The sequence below is a fragment of the Streptomyces sp. NBC_00448 genome, assembly GCF_036014115.1.
Lineage (GTDB): Bacteria > Actinomycetota > Actinomycetes > Streptomycetales > Streptomycetaceae > Actinacidiphila.
The window spans coordinates 5,171,751-5,192,322 of record NZ_CP107913.1; the positions used below are offsets into that span (position 1 = coordinate 5,171,751).

Here is a 20,572-nt window from a genome sequence, read left to right on the forward strand (position 1 = left end):
TTCGCCGGTTCTTCGATCACGCATCGCTACCGCTTGGTCACATCGGTACAGTATCCGCCTGGTGCCGCGCGTGCCGCATGGGGCACGTGGGTCTGTTCGCGGGCGAGGAGTACGCAACGCTCCCGGGTGCGAGGAACTGGTCGATGGAGTGGGGCAATTGTGCGACGCATCCCGGGTGTGGTCCCGCGCGCAATTGCACGTTGTGGTCCTGCCCCACGACCTCCATGACCGTGCACGCGTGAGGGCCCTCGTCGTTCGCGGCACATACGGTGCCGGTCATGCCATGGATAAGGGGAGGTCGTATGCCGGTGCGCGCACGATCGGTTCGGACATCGCGCCACGGCGAGTGGACGCTGACCTGCGCGGTCGGTGCGGTGGTGCTCACGCTGGCGGTGTCGGGGTGCTCCAGTTCACCGTCGGGGCCGAAGGCGAAGGACTCGGCGGCGAAAATGTCGACGGACGCGCGGTGGGTGGCGGCGAAGGTGCGGGCGGGCTTCAAGCCGCTGGGCGTGTTCACGGTGACCCAGGACGGGACGAAGGCGGTGTCCTGCGGGCACGGCAAGGCGAGTTACTCCTTCGCCGGGCACCAGAGCTTCCGTATCTCCTCCGGCGGCAACTATCTGGACTTCACCACGGTCTTCGGTTCGTCGAAGCTGCACGATGAACGGGGCTACGACGTCGATCCCGACGCGACCCGGCAGGACGACGAGTACACCAGCTACGACACGCCCCTGGTGAACAAGAAGACCGGCATCCACCTCACGCTCAGGGCGACCGCCTCCGGTGAACACGCCACCACCGAGCTGTGGACCGTCACCGCCCACACGGACTGCCTGCGCGCCGGCTGAACCGGGCCGGGGGCAGGACGCTCAGATGTATCGGCTCTGGTCCATGTGCCACTGCTTGGCCTCGGCCTGAGTGACCTCGGCCGGGGTTCTGGCGATCTCCGCGTCGATGATCGGCAGGAGCTTGTCGACCAGGGTCTTCACCTGGGACCGCTGGTGCGTCACGTGTTGTTCCCAGGTGCTCGCGGCCTTGCCGGTCCACACCTTCCTTCCGCCCATGTCGCCGGCGGTGCTCTTCAGCGCCTCGCGGTAGGTCTCGACGTCGCCCGCGAGATCGCTACGCAGGCTCTTCAGCTCGGTAAGGGCCGGGTTGGCCACTTTCGGCTGGCTCGAATCACCCATCGTCTCCCCCTGTTTCGTTCCTGCCGACACCGTATCCACTGCGACGCGGCGGGCGCAGCCCCGAGTTGGGTGGGGCAACTCGGGGGCGCGCGGCGGGGATTGGCGGGGGGTGGGGTTACCAGGCGAAGGATTCCGGGGCGGGGCCGGGGCTCGGGAAGATGGTGTCGAGTTCGGCGAGGAATTCCGGAGTGAGGGTCAACTCGGCGGCGCGGAGGGCGGATTCGAGGTGGTGCGGGGTGCGCGGGCCGACGATGGGGCCGGTGACGCCGGGCCGGGTGAGCAGCCAGGCGAGGGCGACCTCGCCGGGCTCGACCGCGTGCTTGTCGCAGAGCGCTTCGTACGCCTCGACCTGTGCGCGGACCGCCGGGTTCGCCAGGCCCGCGCCGGAGCGGCCGACGGAGGTACGGGACCCGCCGCCCTCGCGCTCCTTGCGCAGCGCCCCGCCCAACAGCCCCTGGTGCAGGGGTGACCAGGGGATGACGCCGAGCCCGTACGCCTGCGCCGCGGGGATCACGTCGGTCTCGGCGCTCCGCTCGAAGAGGTTGTAGAGGCACTGCTCGCTGACCAGGCCGAGCGAACTGCGCCTGGCCGCTGCTTCGTTGGCCTGGGCGATGTGCCAGCCGGCGAAGTTGCTGGACCCGGCGTAGAGGATCTTGCCCTGCCGCACCAGGACGTCGATCGCCTGCCAGATCTCCTCCCACGGTGTCGCGCGGTCCACGTGGTGGAACTGGTAGACGTCGATGTGGTCGGTACGCAGCCGCCTGAGGCTCGCCTCCACCGCGCGGCGGATGCCCAGCGCGGAGAGCCGGTCGTGGTTGGGCCACGCCCGGTCGAACAGCGTCGAGCCGTCGTTCGTGTCGTTCAGGTAGACCTTCGTGGCCAGCACGACCTTGTCCCGGCGGCCACCGCCCCGGGCGAGCCAGCTCCCGATGATCTCCTCGGTGTAGCCCTTGTTCTCGTCCACCCCGTAGACGTTCGCGGTGTCGAAGAAGTTCACCCCCGCGTCGAGGGCCGCGTCCATCAGCGCATGGCTTCCCTCTTCCGTCACTTCCTCGCCGAAGTTCATGGTTCCGAGTACGACCCGGCTCACTCTGAGCCCCGTCCGACCGAGCTGCACGTATTCCATGGCGCCAGCGAACACCTTGAAGCGCACTCGATGGCAAGCCCCCACGTACGGGACGGGCGTACGGGCACGGGTTCGGCGTACGGGTTCGGCCCGGCGCCGGCCGACGAGGGCCGGTGCCGGGCCGAGCCGGAGCGACGGGTCAGGTGCGGTCGTTGTGACGGGCCCACACGAGGGCGGCGGCCGCCGCCGCGGACAGGGTCGCCGCCGCGACCGCGGGGGCGTACGAGCGGACAGCGGACACGGCGGTCGCGGCGGACGCGGATACGGACCTGGACGCCGGTCCGGACGCCGATCCAGCGGCCGATCCAGCGGCCGATCCGGCGGCGGGGGAGGCCGCGGCCTCGGCGTCCGGCGCGGATACGGGCGCGGCCGGGACCTCCGCACGGTGGGAGCCGGACCCCGCGGAGAGCTCCGCCGCGCCGTCGGGTCCGCCCGTCGAGCCCCCGGGCAGCCGGGACTTGACGCTGGTCGCCGCCTGAGCGGCCCTCGTCCGGGTCCGGTCCTCCGCCGCGCGCAGCCGGCCCGCGGTGTCCCGCGCCTTCGCCTTCGCCCGGGACGTGACGTCCACCTTGGCGGCGAGTTCCTCGACGGTCTGGCCCAGCGCCTCGCGGGTCTCGGCGATCTGCCGTTCGAGTTCGGCGAGGTGGGGGTCGGTACGGGGCGTCATCGCTTGGCCCTCTCCTTCAGGATCACCAGGTCCTGGTGAACGCTGTCCACGGTCTCCCCCGGCACGGGTGGTACCGCCCGCTTCACCTCACCGCGGCCGATGAGCGCCGCGATCCCGGCGATGAGCAGCAGCCCGCCCGCCACGATCAGCGCGGACGCCCACAGCGTCAGCGGCATCGCGATCGCGGCGATCGCGGCGGTGATCAGGGCGGCGAGGGCGAAGAACGCCATCAGCCCGGCCGCGCCGAACAGCCCGCCGCCGATCCCGGCCCGCTTGCCCTTCTGCGTCAGTTCGGCCTGCGCCAGCTTCAGTTCCTGTCTGACCAGGTCGGAAAGCTGCTCGGTGCCCTCCTTGACCAGTGTGCCCACCGACCTGGCGGACCCGTTCGCATGCGCCACGACCTTCACCTCCGGCTCCAGGGAGTTGTCCTGCCCGGGTTGCCCGTATTCGCGAACGGAAACATGCGAGCGGATCGAACCCGCGAACCCGCGAACCCGCGAACCGCCCGGGCGCCCTACCCCCGAGGCGGCACGGCGGCCCGCACCAGTGCCCGCGCCAGCTCCGCACTCCCCGCCAGCGTGTCGACCCCGAGCGTGTCGACCGCGAGCGGCTGCGTAGCCAGCACACCCTCGTGCAGCACGAGCAGCCGCGTGGCAAGGGTGTCGGGCTCCGCGCACCCGGCCTCCGCGGCGAGGTCCCTGAACAGGTCCAGCAGCCAGAGCTTCTGCTCCGCGGCGACCCGGTGCGCGGGATGCGCGGGGTCCGGAAGCTCGGCGAGCGCGTTGACGAACGCGCAGCCGCGGCGGTTGGTCCCGCTCCAGGTCCGCAGCGCGTCGAAGGGCGCGGTGACGGCCCGGACCGGATCGTCGCAGGCGTCGACGGCGGCGACGACCAGCGACCGCCAGCGCCGGTCGCGTTCCGCGAGGTAGGCCGCCACGAGGTGGTCCTTGGAGCCGAACCGGTTGTACAGGGTCCGCTTGGTCACGCCCGAGCGCTCGGCGATCAGGTCCACGCCGACCGCCGTGATCCCGCGGTCGTAGAACAGCTCCTCGGCCGCCGCCACGATCCGGCGGCCGGCCGGTGTCATGGGCCGCGTCTCCGGCATCGGGCGCTCCTTCACTGATCGGTATACCTGAGCGGTGTACCGTGGGTCGAAGTTCACAGATCAGTATATCTGCGAGGAGGTTCAGGCGATGGGTGTTCCCGAGCGCATGCGCGCGGTGCGGATCGCACGGCACGGAGGGCCGGAGGTCCTCGAACCGGTGGAGGTGGCCGTGCCCGCCCCGAAGGCCGGGGAGGCGCTGGTCCGGGTCGGCGCGGTCGCGCTGAACAACACCGACCTGTGGACCCGGGAGGGTGCCTACGGCCGCCCGGGAGACCCGAAGGCGACGGCGGGCTGGCGCGGCCCGATCGACTTCCCGCGCATCCAGGGCGCCGACGTGGCCGGCCGGGTCGTGGCGGTCGGCGCCGGCGCGGACGAGCGCCTGATCGGCCGCCGGGTGGTCGTCGACCCGGCGATCTACGACGGTGACGGCCCGGGCGCGAACCCGGTGGGCCTGATGGGCAGCGAGCGCGACGGCGGGTACGCCGAGTACGTGACCGCGCCGGCCGAGCGGGTGCACGACATGACGGAGTCCCCGCTCACGGACGACCAGCTCGCGACGCTGCCGACCGCCTACGGCACGGCGCTGGGCATGATCGAACGGGGCCGGCTGGGCGCGGGCGGGACCGCCCTCGTCTCGGGGGCCTCCGGCGGTGTCGGCCTCGCGCTGGTGCAGCTCGCCCGGGCGCGCGGCGCGCGGGTGCTCGCCGTCAGCAGCGGACCCAAGATCGACGCGGTACGCGCGGCGGGCGCCCACGAGGTCGTCGACCGCGCACGGGACGTCGCCGGGCAGGTCCGTGCCGCCGCCCCGGAGGGCGTCGATGTCGCACTCGACGTCGTCGCCGGTGAACTGGTGGGCGAGGGACTGCCGTTGCTGCGCGAGGGCGGCCGGTGGGTGGTGGCCGGCGCGCTCGGCGGGTACGACGTGACCTTCGACGTGCGCCGTCTCTACCTGCACAACGTGCAGCTGATCGGCTCCTCGATGCACACGCCCGCGCACTTCGGGCTCCTGATGGACCTGGCCCGGCGGGCCGCGATCCGGCCCGTCGTCGCGGCGACGTTCCCGCTGGACCAGGCGGCTCGGGCCCAGGAGGAACTGGCCCGCAGGGGGCACGTGGGGAAGATCGTGCTGCACCCGTAGGGGCCCGGACCGGGCGCCCACGTCGCGGAAGGTGAAAATCGTTACCAGGTATGGTGTTGCGCGATTCCGGGCGTACGCTCATCTGTGGGGGGCGAATCGGGACAAACCGATGGTGTAGATCGAGGTGGGCATATGGCGCTGTACAGCTCTGAGGCGACCCATCGAAGGGCCCTTGTGCTGAGTGAGGTCGCCGAGGACGGGGCGAGCGGGCTCTCCCGCGTCCTGCGGCGGGCCTCCTCCGGGGACGAGGACGCGGCGGCGATCACCGTATCCGCCCTCGTCCGCTCGGTCCGACCGCTCACCGCGCTCGACGCGCACGAATTCCTGCGACGCGCACACATCCGTGAGACCGACCTCGCCGGTGACATCAGCCCCGGCCAGCGGGTCGCGCTGGTGTCCGTGGTCGACCGTTTCTCCCATCTGCATCCGCCGCGCTTGTAAGCGGCGCTCCTCCACCGGGGGAGGCCTCACCGGCACCTGTGCCCGCACCGGTCCGGGTGCGGTCGGCGTCGCCGTCCACGTCATCGGTGGCGCACGCGACCACCGCCGCGCGGGCCGCGGCCAGCGAGGCGGCGGCCTGCGCGCGGTGCCCGGCCAGGTGCGGCACGAGGTCCGCGAGCGTCGACTCGGCGCTGATCACCCGGACGTTCGCGTCGACCACCCCCTGCTTGCCGAAGTACGCCCGCAGGTAAGGCGTCTGGAAGTCGTACGCGGCGCGGGGCGTGCCCGGCCGGTAGCTGCCGCCACGGGTGGCGACCACCACGACCCGCGTGGCGGCGAGCAGCGGCGCCCGGGTGCCCGGGGCGGTGAAGGCACCGGGGAAGCTCACCCGGTCGATCCACGCCTTGAGCAGCGCGGACACCGTGTAGTTGTACATCGGCGCGCCGATCAGCACGGTGTCGGCCGCCAGCACCTCGTCGATCAGCGGCCGGGTCAGCGCCCATGCGCGCCGCTCGGCCGGGTCCCCGATCAGCGCGGCCACGCCGTCCGGCGGGCAGAACCCGTGCCGCTCCACCCGCCGGCCGAGCGCGCAGTAGGCGCTGTCCAGCGGTGGCACCGGGTCGGCGGCGAGATCGCGGTACCGGTACGTGTACTGGAGGCCGGCCGCGTCGTGCCGCGCCCGCCAGGTCCGCGCGAACAGGGCGGTCAGCCGCCTGCCGACCGAGCCGTCGGAGCCGTCGGCACCGGAGTCCAGGTGCAGCAAGGACGCCCTCACGTCTTCCGTCACTACGTCTCCCGTCACTTTCGCCGTGTCGTCTTCGTCAGGAGCAGTGACGGATCAGGGCGCGGAAAGGGGACCGGTGACCGAGTACGACGGCGAGCGGGTGGAGCGGGGCGAGCGGGTGGCGGCAGCGGAGCAGGGTGAACCGGCGGAACCGGCCGGGCGCACGGAACCTGCCGGGCCCGCGGAACCTGCCGGGCCCGCGGACCCGGAGGAACTGGCGGAGCGGTTCGAGGCGCGCCGCCCCCTCCTGCACGCCGTCGCCCACCGGATGCTCGGCTCCGCGGGCGAGGCCGAGGACGCCGTGCAGGAGACATGGCTGCGCCTGGGCCGTACCGACGTCGCCGACGTGGCGAACCTGTCCGGCTGGCTGCGTACGGTGGTGACCCGGATCTGCCTCGACATGCTGCGTGCCCGTGGCTCGCGGCGCGAGGACCTGACCGAGCAGCACGCCTTCGACGAGGTCCCGGGCCCCGCGCGTGGCGCCGGCAGCGGCCGGCCGGAGGACGAGGCGGTGCTCGCGGACGCCGTGAGCGGCGCGCTCCTCGTGGTGCTGGACACCCTGGACCCGGACGAGCGGATCACGTTCGTGCTGCACGACGTGTTCGCCGTGCCCTTCGAGCAGATCGCGCCCCTGGTGGCGCGTACGCCCGGCACCACCAAGAAACTGGCCAGCCGTGCGCGCCGCAAGGTGCGCGGCACCCCTGCCGTCCCGGCGGAGGAACTCGCCCGCCGGCGCCGGGTCGTCACCGCGTTCCTGTCGGCCATGCGGGCCGGTGACCTCGCCGCGATCCTCGCCGTGCTCGCCCCCGACGTGGTGCGCCGCACCGATCCGATCGCGCTCGCACCCGGGGCGGCGGCGGTGGTACGCGGGGCGCGGGCCGTCGCCGAGGGCACCGCCCTCCTCGCCCACCGGGCGCGGTACGCCGAGCCGGCCCTGGTCGACGGCGCGGTGGGGATCGTGGTGGCCCCGCACGGCCGGCTGCTGCTCGCCCTGACCGTCGCCTTCGCGGACGACGGCCTGATCGCCGGGTACGAGGTGATCGCCGACCCGGACCGGCTGCGCCGGCTGGACCTGGCGGTTCTCGATCTGGCCGTGCTCGACCCGGTGGGGCTCGACGGGGGCGAGCCGGGCGACCCCTGGTGACCGGTCGCGAACGGCCAGGCTCGTAGGCTCGGGGGCATGGAACAGCGCGTATTGGGCCGGACCGGCCGGGAAGTGTCCGTGGTGGGGCTGGGGACGTGGCAGCTGGGGGCCGACTGGGGGGAGGTGCGGGAGGAGGACGCGGTGGCGGTGCTGGACGCGGCCGTGGCGTCCGGGGTGACCTTCTTCGACACCGCGGACGTCTACGGCGACGGGCGCAGCGAGCAGCTCATCGGGCGCTACCTGAAGGCGCACCCCGAGCTGGACGTGTTCGTCGCCACGAAGATGGGGCGCCGCGCCGACCAGCTCCCGGAGAACTACAACCTCGACAACTTCCGTGCGTGGAACGACCGTTCGCGCGCGAACCTCGGGGTGGACACCCTCGACCTGGTGCAGCTGCACTGCCCGCCGACCGCCGTCTACTCCACCGACGCGGTCTTCGACGCGCTGGACACGCTCGTCGCCGAGAAGCGTGTCGCGAACTACGCGGTCAGCGTGGAGACCTGCGCCGAGGCGCTCGCGGCCATCGCCCGGCCGGGCGTGGCGAGCGTGCAGATCATCCTCAACGCGTTCCGGCTCAAGCCGCTGGAGGAGGTGCTGCCGGCCGCGGCCGAGGCGGGGGTCGGCATCATCGCCCGGGTGCCGCTGGCGTCCGGGCTGCTCAGCGGCAAGTACACCCGCGAGACGGTGTTCGCGGCGAACGACCACCGCACGTACAACCGGCACGGTGAGGCGTTCGACCAGGGTGAGACGTTCTCCGGGGTCGACTTCGCGACCGGGCTCCAGGCGGCGGCGGAGTTCGCCGAGCTGGCGCCCGAGGGCGCCACACCCGCGCAGACCGCGTTGCGGTGGGTCGTCCAGCAGCCCGGGGTGACCTCGGTCATCCCGGGAGCGCGGTCGGTGGAACAGGCCCGGGCGAACGCGGCGGCTGCGGAGTTGCCGGAGTTGCCGGAGGAAGTGGTGGGCGGGGTGAGGGAGTTGTACGAGCGGAGGGTACGGCACCAGGTCCACGGGCGTTGGTGAGCGGACCCTCCGGGGTGGGTGGTGCTGTCGGTTCCGGGACCACCTGCCGGTGGGGGGCTTGTCGCGCCGTTCTCCCCCAGAGCTTCGCCTGGGAGGCGCCCCCACGCGCCCTGGGTATGCGACGGCCCTTCCGTGAAAAGAAGCTGCTTCCCTTGCGGTTTGTGGGCTGGTTTGGGGTTCGGGCATGGGGTGCCCGGGGTTGCCTGATGCGGTGGTGGGGGCACTACGGTCGGGTGGGTGACGACGTTTACCGAGAGTCAGCCTGAGTTTCCGGGGGCCGCGGGCCCGTATGCCACCACGGAGGCGGAGCCGCGGGGGGTGGGTCGGGTGCGGATGGAGTACGCGCCGGTGCATGACGGGGACCCCGATCCGGGGGAGGTCGTGTGGACGTGGGTCCCGTATGAGGAGCGGGACGGGCGGGGGAAGGACCGGCCGGTGCTGGTGGTGGCGCGGGAGGAGGGCGGCACGTTGCTCGCGGTGCAGCTCACCAGCAAGCGGCATGACGGCGGGGACTGGCTCGCGCTCGGGGCGGGGCCGTGGGACCGGGAGGGGCGCGACTCGTGGGTCGTGCTCGACCGCGTGCTGAGGCTGTACGAGAAGGGGATGCGGCGGGAGGCGTGCGCACTGGACCGCGGACGGTTCAACCTGGTCGCCAACCGGCTCCGCGAGCTTTACGGGTGGGCCTGACCCCCAGGTGTCCCGGTGCCGTCGGCGCCGGGACCACCTGGCGGTGGCGTCAGGACTTCTGAGCGGGCTCCGCCTCGTCCGAGGTCTCGTCCTCCGAGGCGTCGGGCTCCGCCTCGTCCTTGGCGGCGTCCTCGTCCGTGGACGTGGCCTCCGTGTCGGCGTCCTCGGCCGACTCCGGGGCGGTCTCCTCGGCTTCTTCCGGCTCTTCCTCGGCCTCGAAGTAGGTGTCGAGGACCGTGTCGAGCCGGCTGGTCCACTCCTTGAGCAGGCCCCGCGAGGTCGCCTCGACCTGCGCGTCGTACCACCGGCGCTCAGGCGTGTACACGGTCACCGAGAAGCGCCGCCCGAACCGCGGAGTGTCGATCTCCACCGCGGCGATCTCGTCCCAGGTGAACTCCGCTTCCTCCTCGTCAAGGCGGAAACGCACCCCCACCCGGTCCGCGACGATCGCACCGCGCCGGTCCGAGACCTCGAACACGGGGCCGTCGTCGTCGCCGTCCCCCGCGTCCTCGTCCTTCTCCGCGGCTTCTGTGTCCTCCGCCTCGGCGTCGTCCTCCGCCTCGACCTCAGCGTCCGCCTCGGGCTCCACCTCCGGCTCAGCCGTCGGTTCCGCCTTCGGTTCCGCTTTCGGCTCCTCGGGAGCCTCCGCCTGCTCCGGTACGGCGTCGGCCGTCCCGTCCGCGTCGGAGCGCGGCGGGGTCAGGCCGGGCACGTACGCCGGGTCGAGGCCGGCGGCGGGCACGGACGGGGTGATCGAACCTATGCGCTGCTGCTCCACGGCAAGCAGTATGGCCGATGAAGCTGTGTCGGCAATCGCCGAACCACATAACAACATGGCAGCCCTTGCGTTTATGCCGTTCCGCGGTCCGAATTGCCCCAAAGGTCGACTATTGCCGTATAGCCAACCACCCCACAGAACCCCATCCACGAAGTACCCGAGTAAATCCAGGGGCGCGTGGGGGCACCTCCCAGGCGAAGCTCTGGGGGAGAACTGCGCGACAAGCCCCCCACCGGCAGGTGGTCCCTCAACCGACAGCACCACCCACCCCGGAGGGTCCGCTCACCGAATGATCCGCGCTGCCCTCGCCGACTTCAGCCACGTCGGGAACTCCGCCATGAGCAGGTCGTACAGCTCGCCGTCGTCCCGTTGGCGGGGGTCGCGGCCGGCCGCGAAGAACCCCGCGTTGTCGATCGTGCGCCCCTTGAGCGTGTCGAGCCCTTGGAGGAACTTCAGGCCGCGCGGGCTGCCGAAGCCGACGAACTGCCAGAAGATCGGCAGCGTGGAGCACTCCTGGAGCAGCCGCTTGGTGGCGCCGCGGTCGAAGGGCTCGCCGTCGGTCTGGAAGACCACGTACGCCGGGTCGGTGGCGCCGCACCGCTGGTAGTGGTCGATCACCGCGCGCATCGCGGGGGAGTAACAGGTGCCGCCCCAGGGCAGTTTGCGCTGGAGCGCCTCGACCCGGCCGGTGTGGTTGTCCAGCGAGATCTCGGAGACGAGGTTGACCTGGCTGCCGAACACCACCACGGGCACCACACCGTCGTCGTCGAGGTTCGCGGACAACCCGAGGACCTGCTCGGCGAGGTGCTGCATGGTGCCGCTGCGGTAGTACGACTTCATGCTCGCTGAGTGGTCGAGGACGAGGTAGACCGCGGCGCGCTGACCGGTGATGCCCTGCTTCTGGAGGGAGATCCCGGCCTGCTTGTAGAGGTTGACCAGCGCGGGCGCGGCCTGCTCGACCTTCTCCAGGCTGATCGCGGGCGCCAGCGCGGGAGGGGGCGCCGACGCTCGCACGGGCACGGGCATGGGCGCAGGCATCGGCGGGGGAGCGGTCGGCGGAGCCGCGGGCGGCGGCGGTACGGGCGGCGCCCACGCGGGCGGCGGCGGCCCGAACCCCTGTGCGGGTGACGGCATTTGGAGGGTGGGCGGCGCGAGCACGGCGTCGGGCACCGTGGGCGGCGACGGTGCGGGCTCCACGGCGGCCACCGGGGCGGGCGAGGGGGCCGCGGCGGGTTCGTCGTCCACCGACACCCCGAAGTCCCGGGCCAGCCCGGCGAGTCCGTCGGCGTATCCCTGCCCGACCGCCCGCACCTTCCACCCGCCCGCCCGGCGGTAGAACTCGGCGAGTACCACGACGGTCTCGCCGAGCCGGCACGGTGGTGGCTCGAAAGTGACCAGCCGGTCGCCCGAGGTGACGCCGAGGCGCAGACCGCTGCCGCTGTCGAAGACCGTGCCGGGCTCGTCGGCATCGACGCTGACCACGACCGCGACCGTGTGCACGGCGGCCGGCACGAGGGCCAGTTCGACGCCGATGGCCTGCCCCTGCACGGTGACGCCGTCCTGCGCCGGGTGGTTGTAGAAGACCAGGTCCGTGTCGCCGCGCACCTTGCGGTCCTCGGCGAGCAGCACCGCCGAGACGTCGACGGCGGTGCCGGTCGCGGTGACCTCGGCGCGGGCCGGGCCGCCGTCGAGGGCCGTGTTGCCGCCCGGTGTGAGTGCGATGGCGCCGGCCATGGCCTGCCTCCCCCTGCTGCGTGGTCTGGAGTGTCCCATTCTTGTCGCACCGGGCGCCGGACGGACCGTTGAGACGCGGATTATGTGATGATCGCGCGATGTGGACGACAGTGACCTCGCGGAGACCGCGGCGCGCGCGGACGGCGGTGGTGGCGCTGGCGGTGGCCGGAGCCGCGGTGGTGGCGGCCGGCTGCGGGACACAGAGCGGCAGCGGCGCGTCGATGCCGGCGCCGGAGGGCACGGACGACTTCAGGGTGCACGCCGACACCCTCCCGCCAGGCACCTCCGGCGGTACCGGCGTCCCGTCGTACGGTGTGCCGCCGACCGGCGGGCCCGGTGCCACCACCTCGGCACCCCCCAGCGGCCCCTGTCCCGCCTCGGGCCTGCGGGTGGGCGTCGAAGCGACGGACGCGGCGACGGGGCTGCGCCAGACCACGGTCACCCTCACCAACTGCGGCGCCAAGTCCCTTGCCGTCAGCGGCTATCCGAAGCTGCGGCTGCTGGACGACCACGGCCGTACGGTGGAGGTCCGGGTGCACCACGGCGACGACATCGTCGACAGCGTCACCGACCCCGGGCCGGCCACGACGACCCTGCGCCCCGGCCGGCAGGTCATCGCGATCCTGGCCTGGCGGAACACCTACACCGAGTCGAACGAACCCCCCGCGCTCGCCACCACCCTGGAGTTCACCGTCGCGGGCGCCGAGCAGCGCGTCCCGCTCAACGTCGACCTCGGCAACACCGGCAAGCTCGACGTCACCGCCTGGTACGTCCACAAGTGACCCGCCGCGCACGGCGAAGGCGGCCCTGACCCTCGGTCGGGACCGCCTCGGCGCCGGGACGCCCGCTGCTCGCGCGGGTGTCGGCTACTCGACGTCCACCCAGTCCAGGGTGCGCTCGACCGCCTTCTTCCAGCCCTTGTAGCCGGTGTCGCGCTGCTCGTCGGACCACTGCGGCTGCCACCGCTTCGACTCGTGCCAGTGCTCGCGCAGCTCGTCGGTGTCGCGCCAGAAGCCGACCGCGAGACCGGCCGCGTACGCGGCGCCGAGCGCGGTGGTCTCGGCGACCACCGGACGGCTGACCGGCACGCCGAGGATGTCCGCCTGGGTCTGCATGCACAGGTCGTTGGCGGTGACACCGCCGTCGACCTTGAGCACGTCCAGGTGCACCCCGGAGTCCTGCTCCATCGCCTCGACCACGTCGCGGCTCTGGTAGCACATCGACTCCAGCGTCGCCCGGGCCAGGTGGCCGTCGGTGTGGAAGCGGGCCAGGCCGACGATCGCGCCGCGGGCGTCGGAGCGCCAGTACGGCGCGAACAGCCCGGAGAACGCGGGCACGAAGTAGATGCCGTCGCTGCCGTCCACGGTCTTGGCCAGCCGCTCGCTCTCCGGCGCGGCCTTGATGATGTGCAGCTGGTCGCGCAGCCACTGCACGGCCGAGCCGGTCACCGCGATCGAGCCCTCCAGCGCGTAGACCGCCGGGGCGTCGCCGAACTTGTAGGCGACCGTGGTGAGCAGGCCGTGCTCGCTGCGCACCGCCTCCGTACCGGTGTTGAGCAGCAGGAAGTTGCCGGTGCCGTAGGTGTTCTTCGCCTCGCCGGGGGCGAAGCACACCTGGCCGACGGTGGCCGCCTGCTGGTCGCCGAGCACGCCGCAGATCGGCACCTCCTGCGAGAGCGGCCGGGAGGTACGGGTCTTGCCGTACGCCTCGGGGTGCGAGGACGGGTTGATCTTCGGCAGCATCGACCGCGGGATGCCGAAGATGCCCAGCAGTTCGTCGTCCCAGTCCAGCGTCTCCAGGTCCATCAGCATGGTGCGGCTGGCGTTGGTGACGTCGGTGGCGTGGATGCCGCCGTTGGGCCCGCCGGTGAGGTTCCACAGCACCCACGAGTCGGTGGTGCCGAAGATCGCGTTGCCCTGCTCGGCGGCCTCGCGCAGCCCGTCGACGTTCTCCAGCATCCACTTGATCTTGCCGCCGGAGAAGTACGTGGCCGGCGGCAGCCCGGCCCGCTGCCGGATCAGGTCGCCGTGGCCGTCGCGCTCCAGCGCCTTGGCGATGGAGTCGGTCCGGGTGTCCTGCCAGACGATCGCGTTGCCGTACGGCCGCCCGTTGCGCGGGTCCCACACCACCGCGGTCTCGCGCTGGTTGGTGATGCCGATGGCGGCCAGGTCGGCCGCGGTGATCCCGGCGTTGCGCACCGCGGTCTGGATGACCACGTTGGTGCGCTCCCAGATCTCGGTCGGGTCGTGTTCGACCCAGCCGGGGCGCGGCAGGTACTGGGTGTGCTCCAACTGGTGCCGGGCCACCTCGTTGCCGTCGTGGTCGAAGATCATGAACCGGGTGCTGGTGGTCCCCTGGTCCACCGCGCCGACGAAGTCCGCCATGGCTAGCTGCCTCTCCTGGATCTGCTGGAGCTCCTGGGTCAACGAACATGTGGGGCAGCCGAGTCGCCTCGGCTGCCCGGGCTCACGTGCGTGGGATCGGCCCCGCGGGACCGGTCCTGCGGGATCAGCCCTGCGGGACCGGTCCTACGGGGTCAGCTCTGCGGGATCGGGGTGCGGCCCTCGGGCTCCGGCGCCGCGCCCGGCAGGAAGCGGCCGACGAAGAGCTTGTAGGCGACGCCACCGACGAGGCCGCCGATGAGCGGGCCGACGATCGGCACCCAGAAGTAGAGGTTGCCCCACTCGTCCCGCCACGCGTGGCGGTAGCCGGTGATGTAGCTCGCCAGCCGGGGCCCGAAGTCACGGGCCGGGTTGATCGCGTATCCCGCGTCCGTACCGAACGCCATGCCGATCGCGACGACCACCAGGCCGATGATGAACGGGGCCATGTTCGCGCCGGGCGGGTTGTTGAGCAGGTCGGTGAGGGCCAGGATCAGGATCAGCAGGATCGCGGTGCCGATCACCTGGTCGCGGAACGCGCCCCACTCGTGCACGCCGGCGGCGGGGTTACCGTTGCCCGGCAGGGTGGAGAAGATGAACTGGGTCTTGATGGTGTGGCCGGGGTCGGCCCGCGCGAGTACTTCGGTGTAGTTCCAGCGCACCAGCAGCGCGGCGCAGAACGCGCCGAGGACCTGGGCCGCCATGTACGGCGCGACCTTCCTCCAGGGGAATCCCTTGAAGGTCGCGAGGGTCAGCGTCACGGCCGGGTTGAGGTGGGCCCCGCTGAGCCGGGCCGCCAGGTAGACGCCCAGCGTCACGCCGAGTCCCCAGGCCCAGGAGATGCTGTCGTGATTTCCCAGACCGCCCGGGGGCGTGGTCAGGGCTCCACCGGCGACGACCTGGGCGACCACGCCGATGCCGAAGAGGAGAAGGATCAGGGTGCCGGCGAACTCCGCGGACAACTCGCCGATCAGCCCTGAGCCGCGTGAACGTGGCGCCATGTCAGCCTGCTTCCCGCCGGTCGTACCGGACCGGCTCTGGCTCGTATTCGCATTTCTGCTCCTACTCAAGGAAGCACGGTGCAAAGGGGCTGGCGCGTATGGATGGGCCGTTCAGGGGAGCGCGCCGCGCCGGGCTGCGGGAAGGGGGTTCGGCGTTGTAGAGGTGGCCCCGCGGCGGTCCTGGTGAGGCGGTCCTAGTGCGGGGGCGGGGGAAGGGTGCTGGGGCTGGGCGGGGGTTCGGGCCAGACGAGGAGGACGGGGCAGGGGGCGTGGTCGACGATGAAGCGGCTGTGCGGGCCGAGGCTGTGGGGGCCGAGGCGGGTGTGGTCGCCGTCGCGGGCGAGGACGAGGAGGGCGGCGTCCTCCGCTTCGGCGACGATCTCGCGTTCGACCCGGCCGGTGCGCTGGAGGGTGGTGCAGGGGCGGCCCAGGCGGGCGGCGGCTTCGGCGAGGAGTGCCTGGCCGGCGGAGGTGGCCTGTTCGGACAGTACGAGGCCGGGGTCGCGGGCCGGGCGGCCGCGGCCGAGCAGTCCGGCGAACGCGCCGTGGGCGGCGCCGGCCACCTCCGGTTCCGGCACGTGCACCAACACGATGTCGGCGCTGTCGGACGCGTGGGTGCGGACCGCGTCCACGCAGGCCGGCCAGGTGCCCTCGACGATCCAGGCGACCACGGTCTCGGCGCCGCCGGCCCGGTGGGCGTGGCCCGGCTCCGGAGGTTCGTACGGTTCGTACGGGTCGGACGGCTGGTGGTGCTCGTGCGGCCGGCCGGGTCCGCCGGGGCCGCCTGGCCCGTCCGGTCCGCCCGGGCCCCGGGGACCCGGCCGATGCGGGGGCGGCGGGGGCGTTGGCATGGGGGTCACCCTCCGATCACGGTCAACGAGAGCCACAGTGCCACCACGGCGACCAGCAGCGAGGCAGGCACGGCGATCGCGCCGAGGCGGGTGAACTCGCCGAGGTCCACCTCGGCTTCGTGGGCCCGCACGATACGCCGCCACAGCAGGGTGGCGAGAGACCCCGCGTAGGTGAGGTTGGGACCGATGTTGACGCCGAGCAGGACGGCGAGCACCGCGCCCGCGCCGTGCGGCGCGGTCAGCGGGAGGAGGACGAGGACCGCGGGGAGGTTGTTGATCAGGTTCGCCAGCACCGCGGCCAGTGCGGCGAGCGCGAGCAGCGCGGGCAGTCCGGTGCCGCCGGGTACCGCGTGGCCGAGCGCCGAGCCGAGCCCGTGGTCGACCAGCGCGCGTACCACGATGCCGAGCGCGAGCACGAAGGCGAGGAAGGGGACGGCGGCGGACCGGACCAGGGCGCCGGGGGTGGTGCGGCGCCGGACCAGGGCGCGTACGGCGAGCACCGCGGCGCCGGCGAAGGCCGCCCACACCGGGTTGACGCCGAGCAGCGAGGCGACCACGAAACCGGCGAGCGTGCAGCCGACCGTGGCGAGGGCGAACCGGGGCAGCGGGGGCCGGTCGGCGGACTGCTGCGGGTGCGCGCCGGCGGCCAGGTCGGTGCCGAAGAACCGCCGCAGCACCACGTACTCCACGCCGATCGCGGCCAGCCACGGCAGCGCCATCAGCGCGGCGAACCGGGTGAAGCTCAGCCCGCTGGCGGCCAGGGCGAGCAGGTTGGTGAGGTTGGAGACCGGCAGCAGCAGGGACGCGGTGTTGGACAGGTGCGTGCAGGCGTAGACGTGCGGTTTGGGGCGGGCGCCCAGCCGGGCGGCCGTCGCGAAGACCACCGGAGTGAGCAGCACGATGGTCGCGTCCAGGCTGAGCACCGCGGTGATCACCGAGGCGAGCACGAAGACCTGCCCGAGCAGGCGGTAGGGGCTGCCGCCGGCCGCGCTCGCCATCCAGCCGCCGCACGCGGTGAACAGCCCTTCCTCGTCGCAGAGTTGGGCCAGCACCAGGACCGCGGCGAGGAACCCGATCACCGGGCCGAGCTGCTGCGCCTCGGCCCGCGCGTGGTCCAGGGAGATCGCCCCGGTGCCGATCAGCACGGCGGCGGCCGGCACCGCGACGGCCGCCTCGGGCAGGCCCCACGGGCGCACCACCGCGCAGCCCAGCACGAGGACGAGCAGGACGGCGCTGAGCGTTTCGGCGGCGGCGCTGTTCATCGGGCGGCGTTCATACGGAGGCGTTCATGGGGTGAGGTGCGGCCTTCCTGTCGCCGGGGAGCACGGCGGTCGTCGGTGGTCGGGGAGGGTGTGGCGGTCGTACGGGTGGTACGGGTCCGGCGCCGGTGGGGGACCGGGCGGACCCGACTGCCAGTGTGAGGGGTGCCGGCCGCGACAGGCGGATACGCCGGCCGTATGCCGCGCGTGCCGTGGTGCACGGGTGCCGTGTGCCGGGCGGAAATGGTGCACGCGTGCCGTGGTGCGGTGCGGGCGAGGCGCCGTACGGTCGAGGTGGTCGGCGGTCCGCGTGAACGGGGGAGCCCGCGTACGGGGGAGGGGACCGCCGGCCGGTCGCGCGGGCTCGCCGGGGGAGGGGGATCGCCGACCGTCCGCACCGCCTCGTGGGTATCGCGCCCGGGGCGGTGCGCGTGCGTGCGCTCTTCTTGGACGAGGTGCGTGCGGCTTAGGGTGGAGGTTGACGACCCGCCGCGCGGGGCCGTTGTCGTCGGCGGGTGGGGACGGTCGTCCGGGGGGCCGGACCCGGTGCCGGCTTGCGGTCGTGTGCGGTTCGCCCTCCACCGACCCCGGGAACCCGCGTGCTCACTCTCCACGACCTCGTCGCCGTGCCCGATTTCGGGTTGACCCTTGTCTCCGGCGACGGCGGTGCCGAGGTGGAGCAGGTGCTGGTTCCGGCCGACCCGGACGCGGAGTGGGGCGGCACGCCGATGGAGCGGGCGCTCGTGGTCGCCGACCCCGGCCGGATCGGCCGCCCCGACCGGCTGGCGCGGGCTCTCGCGGAGGGCGGTGCGGCCGGGCTGGTGCTCGCGGGCACCGACGCCGGCACCGGCCGCGACCCCGTCACTGACCCCGGTACCGCGGGCCCGCTGGCCGAGCCGCCGGTGGCGACTGTCCGGACTGCCGTCGCGGCGGCCGTCGCCTCGGCTGTCACGGCCGCCGGAGTGCCGGTGCTGGCCGGCCCGCACCCGGTCGCCGCCTGGCGTGAACTGGCCCCGCGCGTCTCGGCGTTGGGCGCCGGCGCGGTACGGCGCGGGCACGCCCGGCTGGCCGGCCTGCTGGACCGGCTGCCGGTGCCCGGTGCCGACGAGCGCTCGACCGTAAGGAAGTTGGCCGGCTACCTCGCCGAGGCGCTCGACGCGCGGGTCCTGGTGCACGCCGACGGGGAGGTGCTCGCCGCCGTGCCCGCGAGCGCCGCCGCGCTCGCCCCGCTGCTCGGCACGCCTCCAGGCAGCCCGCAGCCCACCGCGGCAGGCGACTTCGCGCAGACCGTCATGCTCGCCCCGGCCGGCGACGCGATGCTCGTGGTCGCCACCGCGGAGCCCGCGCCCGACCGGGTCCTGGTCGCGTACACCGCCAAGGCGCTCCGGCTGGCCGTCGCGGGGCTGCGCGAGCGGCGCGTGAACGGGGCGGTCGGCGACGCGCTGCGCGGGGTGCGGCTGTCCGCGTTCCAACTCTTCATGACCGGGCACGCCGTGGCCGCACAGCGCGTCGTGGCGGGTATCGAGGGCTCGTTGATGGACAGCGACACCGCGCGGGTGTTCATCCTCGACTGCGCCCGGGCGGCCCGCGACACGGTGCTCGCCGAGGCCGAACACACCCTCGCCGAGCGGGCGTTGGCCATCCGCTGCCCCGCCTACCGGCGGCACCTGATCTTCCTCGCGCCGCACCGCACCAGCGCCCGGGCGGAGGAGGGCCTGCACCGGCTGATGGACACCTTCGCCGACGCCCGCGTGCTGCTCGGCGGCAGCCTCGCCCACCCGCTGGACGCCGTCCCCGACGCCTACGGCGAGGCGCTGGACTGCCTGACCCGGGCCGGCCGCAACCCCGACCGGATCGCCATGGCCACCCGCAGCACCGGCATCGTCGACGTGCTCGCCCCCGAGGCCGCGCTCGCCTGGGCCACCCACCTGCTGCGGCCGGTGCTGGCGATGCCGCGCGGCGGCGGGCAGATCCTCGAAACCACCGCGATGGCCGTCGAGTTCGAGATGTCGGCGACCGCGCGGGTGATCGGGGTGCACCGCAACACCGTCACCCGCCGGGTCCGGCAGGTGTTCGACGCGGTCGGGCTCGACCAGGACGCCATCCTCGACCGGGTGGTGCTGTCGCTGGCCGCGCAGATCGTGGCGCGGTACGGCAGCGCCGACCGCGGCGGGCGCGACGCGGACGCGGGCACCGTACCCGACCTGCACACCCTGCTCTCCGACCCCGCGCTGCGGGCCTGGGCGGAGAAGGCGCTGCGGCCGCTCGCCGACGATCGCCGCGACCTGCTGCGCACCGTACGGGAGTGGGTGCGGCACGGCTGCCGGTACGAGCCGGCCGCGGCGTCGCTGGGGATCGCGGCGAAGACGGTGCGGTCGCGGATCAGGGCGGCCGAGCCGCTGCTGGAGCGGGACCTGATCGGGGAGTTGCCGCTGGTGCCCGGCGAGAGCGAGCACCGGTTGGCCAGCGTCCGGCCGCTTGCGGTGGCCCTCTACGCCACCACCGGGCCGGGCGTACCCCGGCCGCCCCTCCCCGGCGGGCGGGCCTGAGCGGCGGGCGGGTCTGAGTGGTGGCCGCCCCTCCCCGGCGGACGGGCCTGAGCCGCGGACGGGTCTGAGTGGTGGACGGGCCTGAGCCGCGGCGCCGCCGGATCGGAGCTTCGGCAGGGCACTCCGGCATGGCATGGATAGGTAAATTCCGCCGCCCGGCTGCCGTCCCGTCGACCGGGTGCGGCACACTGTGCTCCTTGACACCGAGACCGTCGCAGGGGCGGGCACTCCAGGGGGAAGGCGAACCACCATGATCATTTGGGGTACCAGAAGTTACATCTACCAGCTGGCGATGATCACGCTGCTCTGCGGGCGGTGCGGCAACCCGTCCGCCCACGCGCTGCGCCGGCGGGTCATGAAGTTCACCCTGTTCTTCATCCCGCTGTTCCCGATCAGCTCCAAGTACTCCACGCAGTGCACCTTCTGCGGTGCGCAGACGGCGGTGCCGAAGGAGCAGGCCGAGCAGCTCCAGGCGCAGATCGCCGCGTCGCCGCAGCCGGCGCCGCCCGCCGGCCAGCCGGTGCCGCCGCAGGGCGCGAACCCGTACCAGAGCTGAAGCGCCCGGCGTACGGGCCGACGTCGTTCGCCCCGGGGCCACGGACTCCTCGTCCGGGACCCGGGGCGCTGGTGTGTCCGGGGCGGGACGGGACCGAGCGGACCGGACCGGACGGGACTGGACCGGACCGATGAGTTCCGCGGGTCCGGGTGGTCTGCCCTGGG

The 20,572-nt window shown here is 73.2% G+C and carries 21 protein-coding genes; 9 read left to right on the forward strand and 12 right to left on the reverse strand.

All coding sequences use genetic code 11. The features are described from left to right. The first annotated feature begins 308 nt into the window (after positions 1–308). Positions 309–848, forward strand: coding sequence for a hypothetical protein (locus OG370_RS22115; RefSeq protein ID WP_328466912.1), 540 nt, complete (start codon positions 309–311; stop codon positions 846–848). 21 nt (positions 849–869) lie between these two features. Here the strand turns inward: OG370_RS22115 and OG370_RS22120 are convergent, their stop codons facing one another. The 5 genes from OG370_RS22120 to OG370_RS22140 form a co-directional block, all read right to left on the reverse strand. Then, complete coding sequence (locus tag OG370_RS22120) at positions 870–1,187, reverse strand: hypothetical protein (protein ID WP_328466914.1); 318 nt, start codon at positions 1,185–1,187, stop codon at positions 870–872. Between the two features lie 115 nt (positions 1,188–1,302). After that, positions 1,303–2,313: an aldo/keto reductase gene (locus tag OG370_RS22125; RefSeq protein ID WP_328466916.1), complete on the reverse strand. Its 1,011-nt coding sequence runs from the start codon at positions 2,311–2,313 to the stop codon at positions 1,303–1,305. A 139-nt stretch (positions 2,314–2,452) separates the two neighbouring features. Further along, a complete protein-coding gene (locus OG370_RS22130; RefSeq protein WP_328466918.1) occupies positions 2,453–2,980 on the reverse strand; it encodes a DUF3618 domain-containing protein in 528 nt (175 codons plus the stop codon). Then, positions 2,977–3,378 carry a phage holin family protein gene (locus OG370_RS22135; RefSeq protein WP_328466920.1) on the reverse strand — a complete coding sequence of 134 codons (402 nt, stop codon included), beginning with the start codon at positions 3,376–3,378 and terminating at the stop codon, positions 2,977–2,979. Before OG370_RS22135 ends, OG370_RS22130 begins: the two co-directional genes overlap by 4 nt. A 116-nt stretch (positions 3,379–3,494) precedes the next feature. Next, positions 3,495–4,085, reverse strand: a complete 591-nt coding sequence (locus tag OG370_RS22140; protein ID WP_328466922.1) for a TetR/AcrR family transcriptional regulator — start codon at positions 4,083–4,085, stop codon at positions 3,495–3,497. A gap of 88 nt (positions 4,086–4,173) precedes the next feature. Between OG370_RS22140 and OG370_RS22145 the strand changes: the two genes are divergently transcribed. Further along, entirely contained in the window at positions 4,174–5,223 is a 1,050-nt protein-coding gene (locus OG370_RS22145; RefSeq protein WP_328466924.1) for a zinc-binding dehydrogenase, read from the forward strand. 174 nt (positions 5,224–5,397) lie between these two features. Then, positions 5,398–5,664: a hypothetical protein gene (locus OG370_RS22150; RefSeq protein WP_328466926.1), complete on the forward strand. Its 267-nt coding sequence runs from the start codon at positions 5,398–5,400 to the stop codon at positions 5,662–5,664. On the opposite strand, the gene OG370_RS22155 is transcribed toward OG370_RS22150, so the two are convergent. Beyond that, complete coding sequence (locus OG370_RS22155; protein ID WP_328466928.1) at positions 5,591–6,451, reverse strand: FMN-dependent NADH-azoreductase; 861 nt, start codon at positions 6,449–6,451, stop codon at positions 5,591–5,593. The two genes, OG370_RS22150 and OG370_RS22155, sit on opposite strands and share 74 nt — an antisense overlap. A gap of 211 nt (positions 6,452–6,662) precedes the next feature. Here OG370_RS22155 and OG370_RS22160 point away from each other — a divergent pair, with 211 nt between their 5' ends. From OG370_RS22160 to OG370_RS22170, 3 genes are all read left to right on the forward strand, one after another. Continuing rightward, positions 6,663–7,592 carry a sigma-70 family RNA polymerase sigma factor gene (locus OG370_RS22160; protein ID WP_328474315.1) on the forward strand — a complete coding sequence of 310 codons (930 nt, stop codon included), beginning with the start codon at positions 6,663–6,665 and terminating at the stop codon, positions 7,590–7,592. A gap of 36 nt (positions 7,593–7,628) precedes the next feature. Beyond that, positions 7,629–8,612 carry an aldo/keto reductase gene (locus OG370_RS22165; protein ID WP_328466930.1) on the forward strand — a complete coding sequence of 328 codons (984 nt, stop codon included), beginning with the start codon at positions 7,629–7,631 and terminating at the stop codon, positions 8,610–8,612. Between the two features lie 237 nt (positions 8,613–8,849). Next, entirely contained in the window at positions 8,850–9,299 is a 450-nt protein-coding gene (locus OG370_RS22170) for a type II toxin-antitoxin system PemK/MazF family toxin (protein WP_328466932.1), read from the forward strand. A gap of 49 nt (positions 9,300–9,348) precedes the next feature. On the opposite strand, the gene OG370_RS22175 is transcribed toward OG370_RS22170, so the two are convergent. Together OG370_RS22175 and OG370_RS22180 are read right to left on the reverse strand one after the other, a co-directional pair. After that, positions 9,349–10,077, reverse strand: coding sequence for a hypothetical protein (locus OG370_RS22175; RefSeq protein ID WP_328466934.1), 729 nt, complete (start codon positions 10,075–10,077; stop codon positions 9,349–9,351). 282 nt (positions 10,078–10,359) lie between these two features. After that, positions 10,360–11,811 (reverse strand): VWA domain-containing protein, encoded by a 1,452-nt coding sequence (locus OG370_RS22180; RefSeq protein WP_328466936.1) that lies wholly within the window; start codon positions 11,809–11,811, stop codon positions 10,360–10,362. A 98-nt stretch (positions 11,812–11,909) separates the two neighbouring features. Between OG370_RS22180 and OG370_RS22185 the strand changes: the two genes are divergently transcribed. Beyond that, positions 11,910–12,593 (forward strand): DUF4232 domain-containing protein, encoded by a 684-nt coding sequence (locus OG370_RS22185; RefSeq protein ID WP_328466938.1) that lies wholly within the window; start codon positions 11,910–11,912, stop codon positions 12,591–12,593. Between the two features lie 84 nt (positions 12,594–12,677). Here OG370_RS22185 and glpK read toward each other — a convergent pair whose 3' ends face one another. From glpK to OG370_RS22205, 4 genes are all read right to left on the reverse strand, one after another. Then, on the reverse strand, positions 12,678–14,195 hold the full coding sequence (glpK, locus tag OG370_RS22190; RefSeq protein ID WP_328466940.1) for a glycerol kinase GlpK: 1,518 nt from the start codon (positions 14,193–14,195) through the stop codon (positions 12,678–12,680). Between the two features lie 152 nt (positions 14,196–14,347). After that, a complete protein-coding gene (locus OG370_RS22195) occupies positions 14,348–15,193 on the reverse strand; it encodes an MIP/aquaporin family protein (protein ID WP_328466941.1) in 846 nt (281 codons plus the stop codon). Between the two features lie 194 nt (positions 15,194–15,387). Continuing rightward, positions 15,388–15,864: a universal stress protein gene (locus tag OG370_RS22200; protein ID WP_328474317.1), complete on the reverse strand. Its 477-nt coding sequence runs from the start codon at positions 15,862–15,864 to the stop codon at positions 15,388–15,390. Positions 15,865–16,049: 185 nt separating this feature from the next. Next, positions 16,050–17,306 carry an SLC13 family permease gene (locus tag OG370_RS22205; RefSeq protein WP_328466943.1) on the reverse strand — a complete coding sequence of 419 codons (1,257 nt, stop codon included), beginning with the start codon at positions 17,304–17,306 and terminating at the stop codon, positions 16,050–16,052. Between the two features lie 596 nt (positions 17,307–17,902). On the opposite strand from OG370_RS22205, the gene OG370_RS22210 reads away from it, so the two are divergent. Beyond that, positions 17,903–19,852 (forward strand): helix-turn-helix domain-containing protein, encoded by a 1,950-nt coding sequence (locus OG370_RS22210; RefSeq protein WP_328466945.1) that lies wholly within the window; start codon positions 17,903–17,905, stop codon positions 19,850–19,852. A gap of 250 nt (positions 19,853–20,102) precedes the next feature. Continuing rightward, complete coding sequence (locus OG370_RS22215) at positions 20,103–20,408, forward strand: zinc-ribbon domain-containing protein (RefSeq protein ID WP_328466947.1); 306 nt, start codon at positions 20,103–20,105, stop codon at positions 20,406–20,408. Positions 20,409–20,572: the final 164 nt, after the last annotated feature.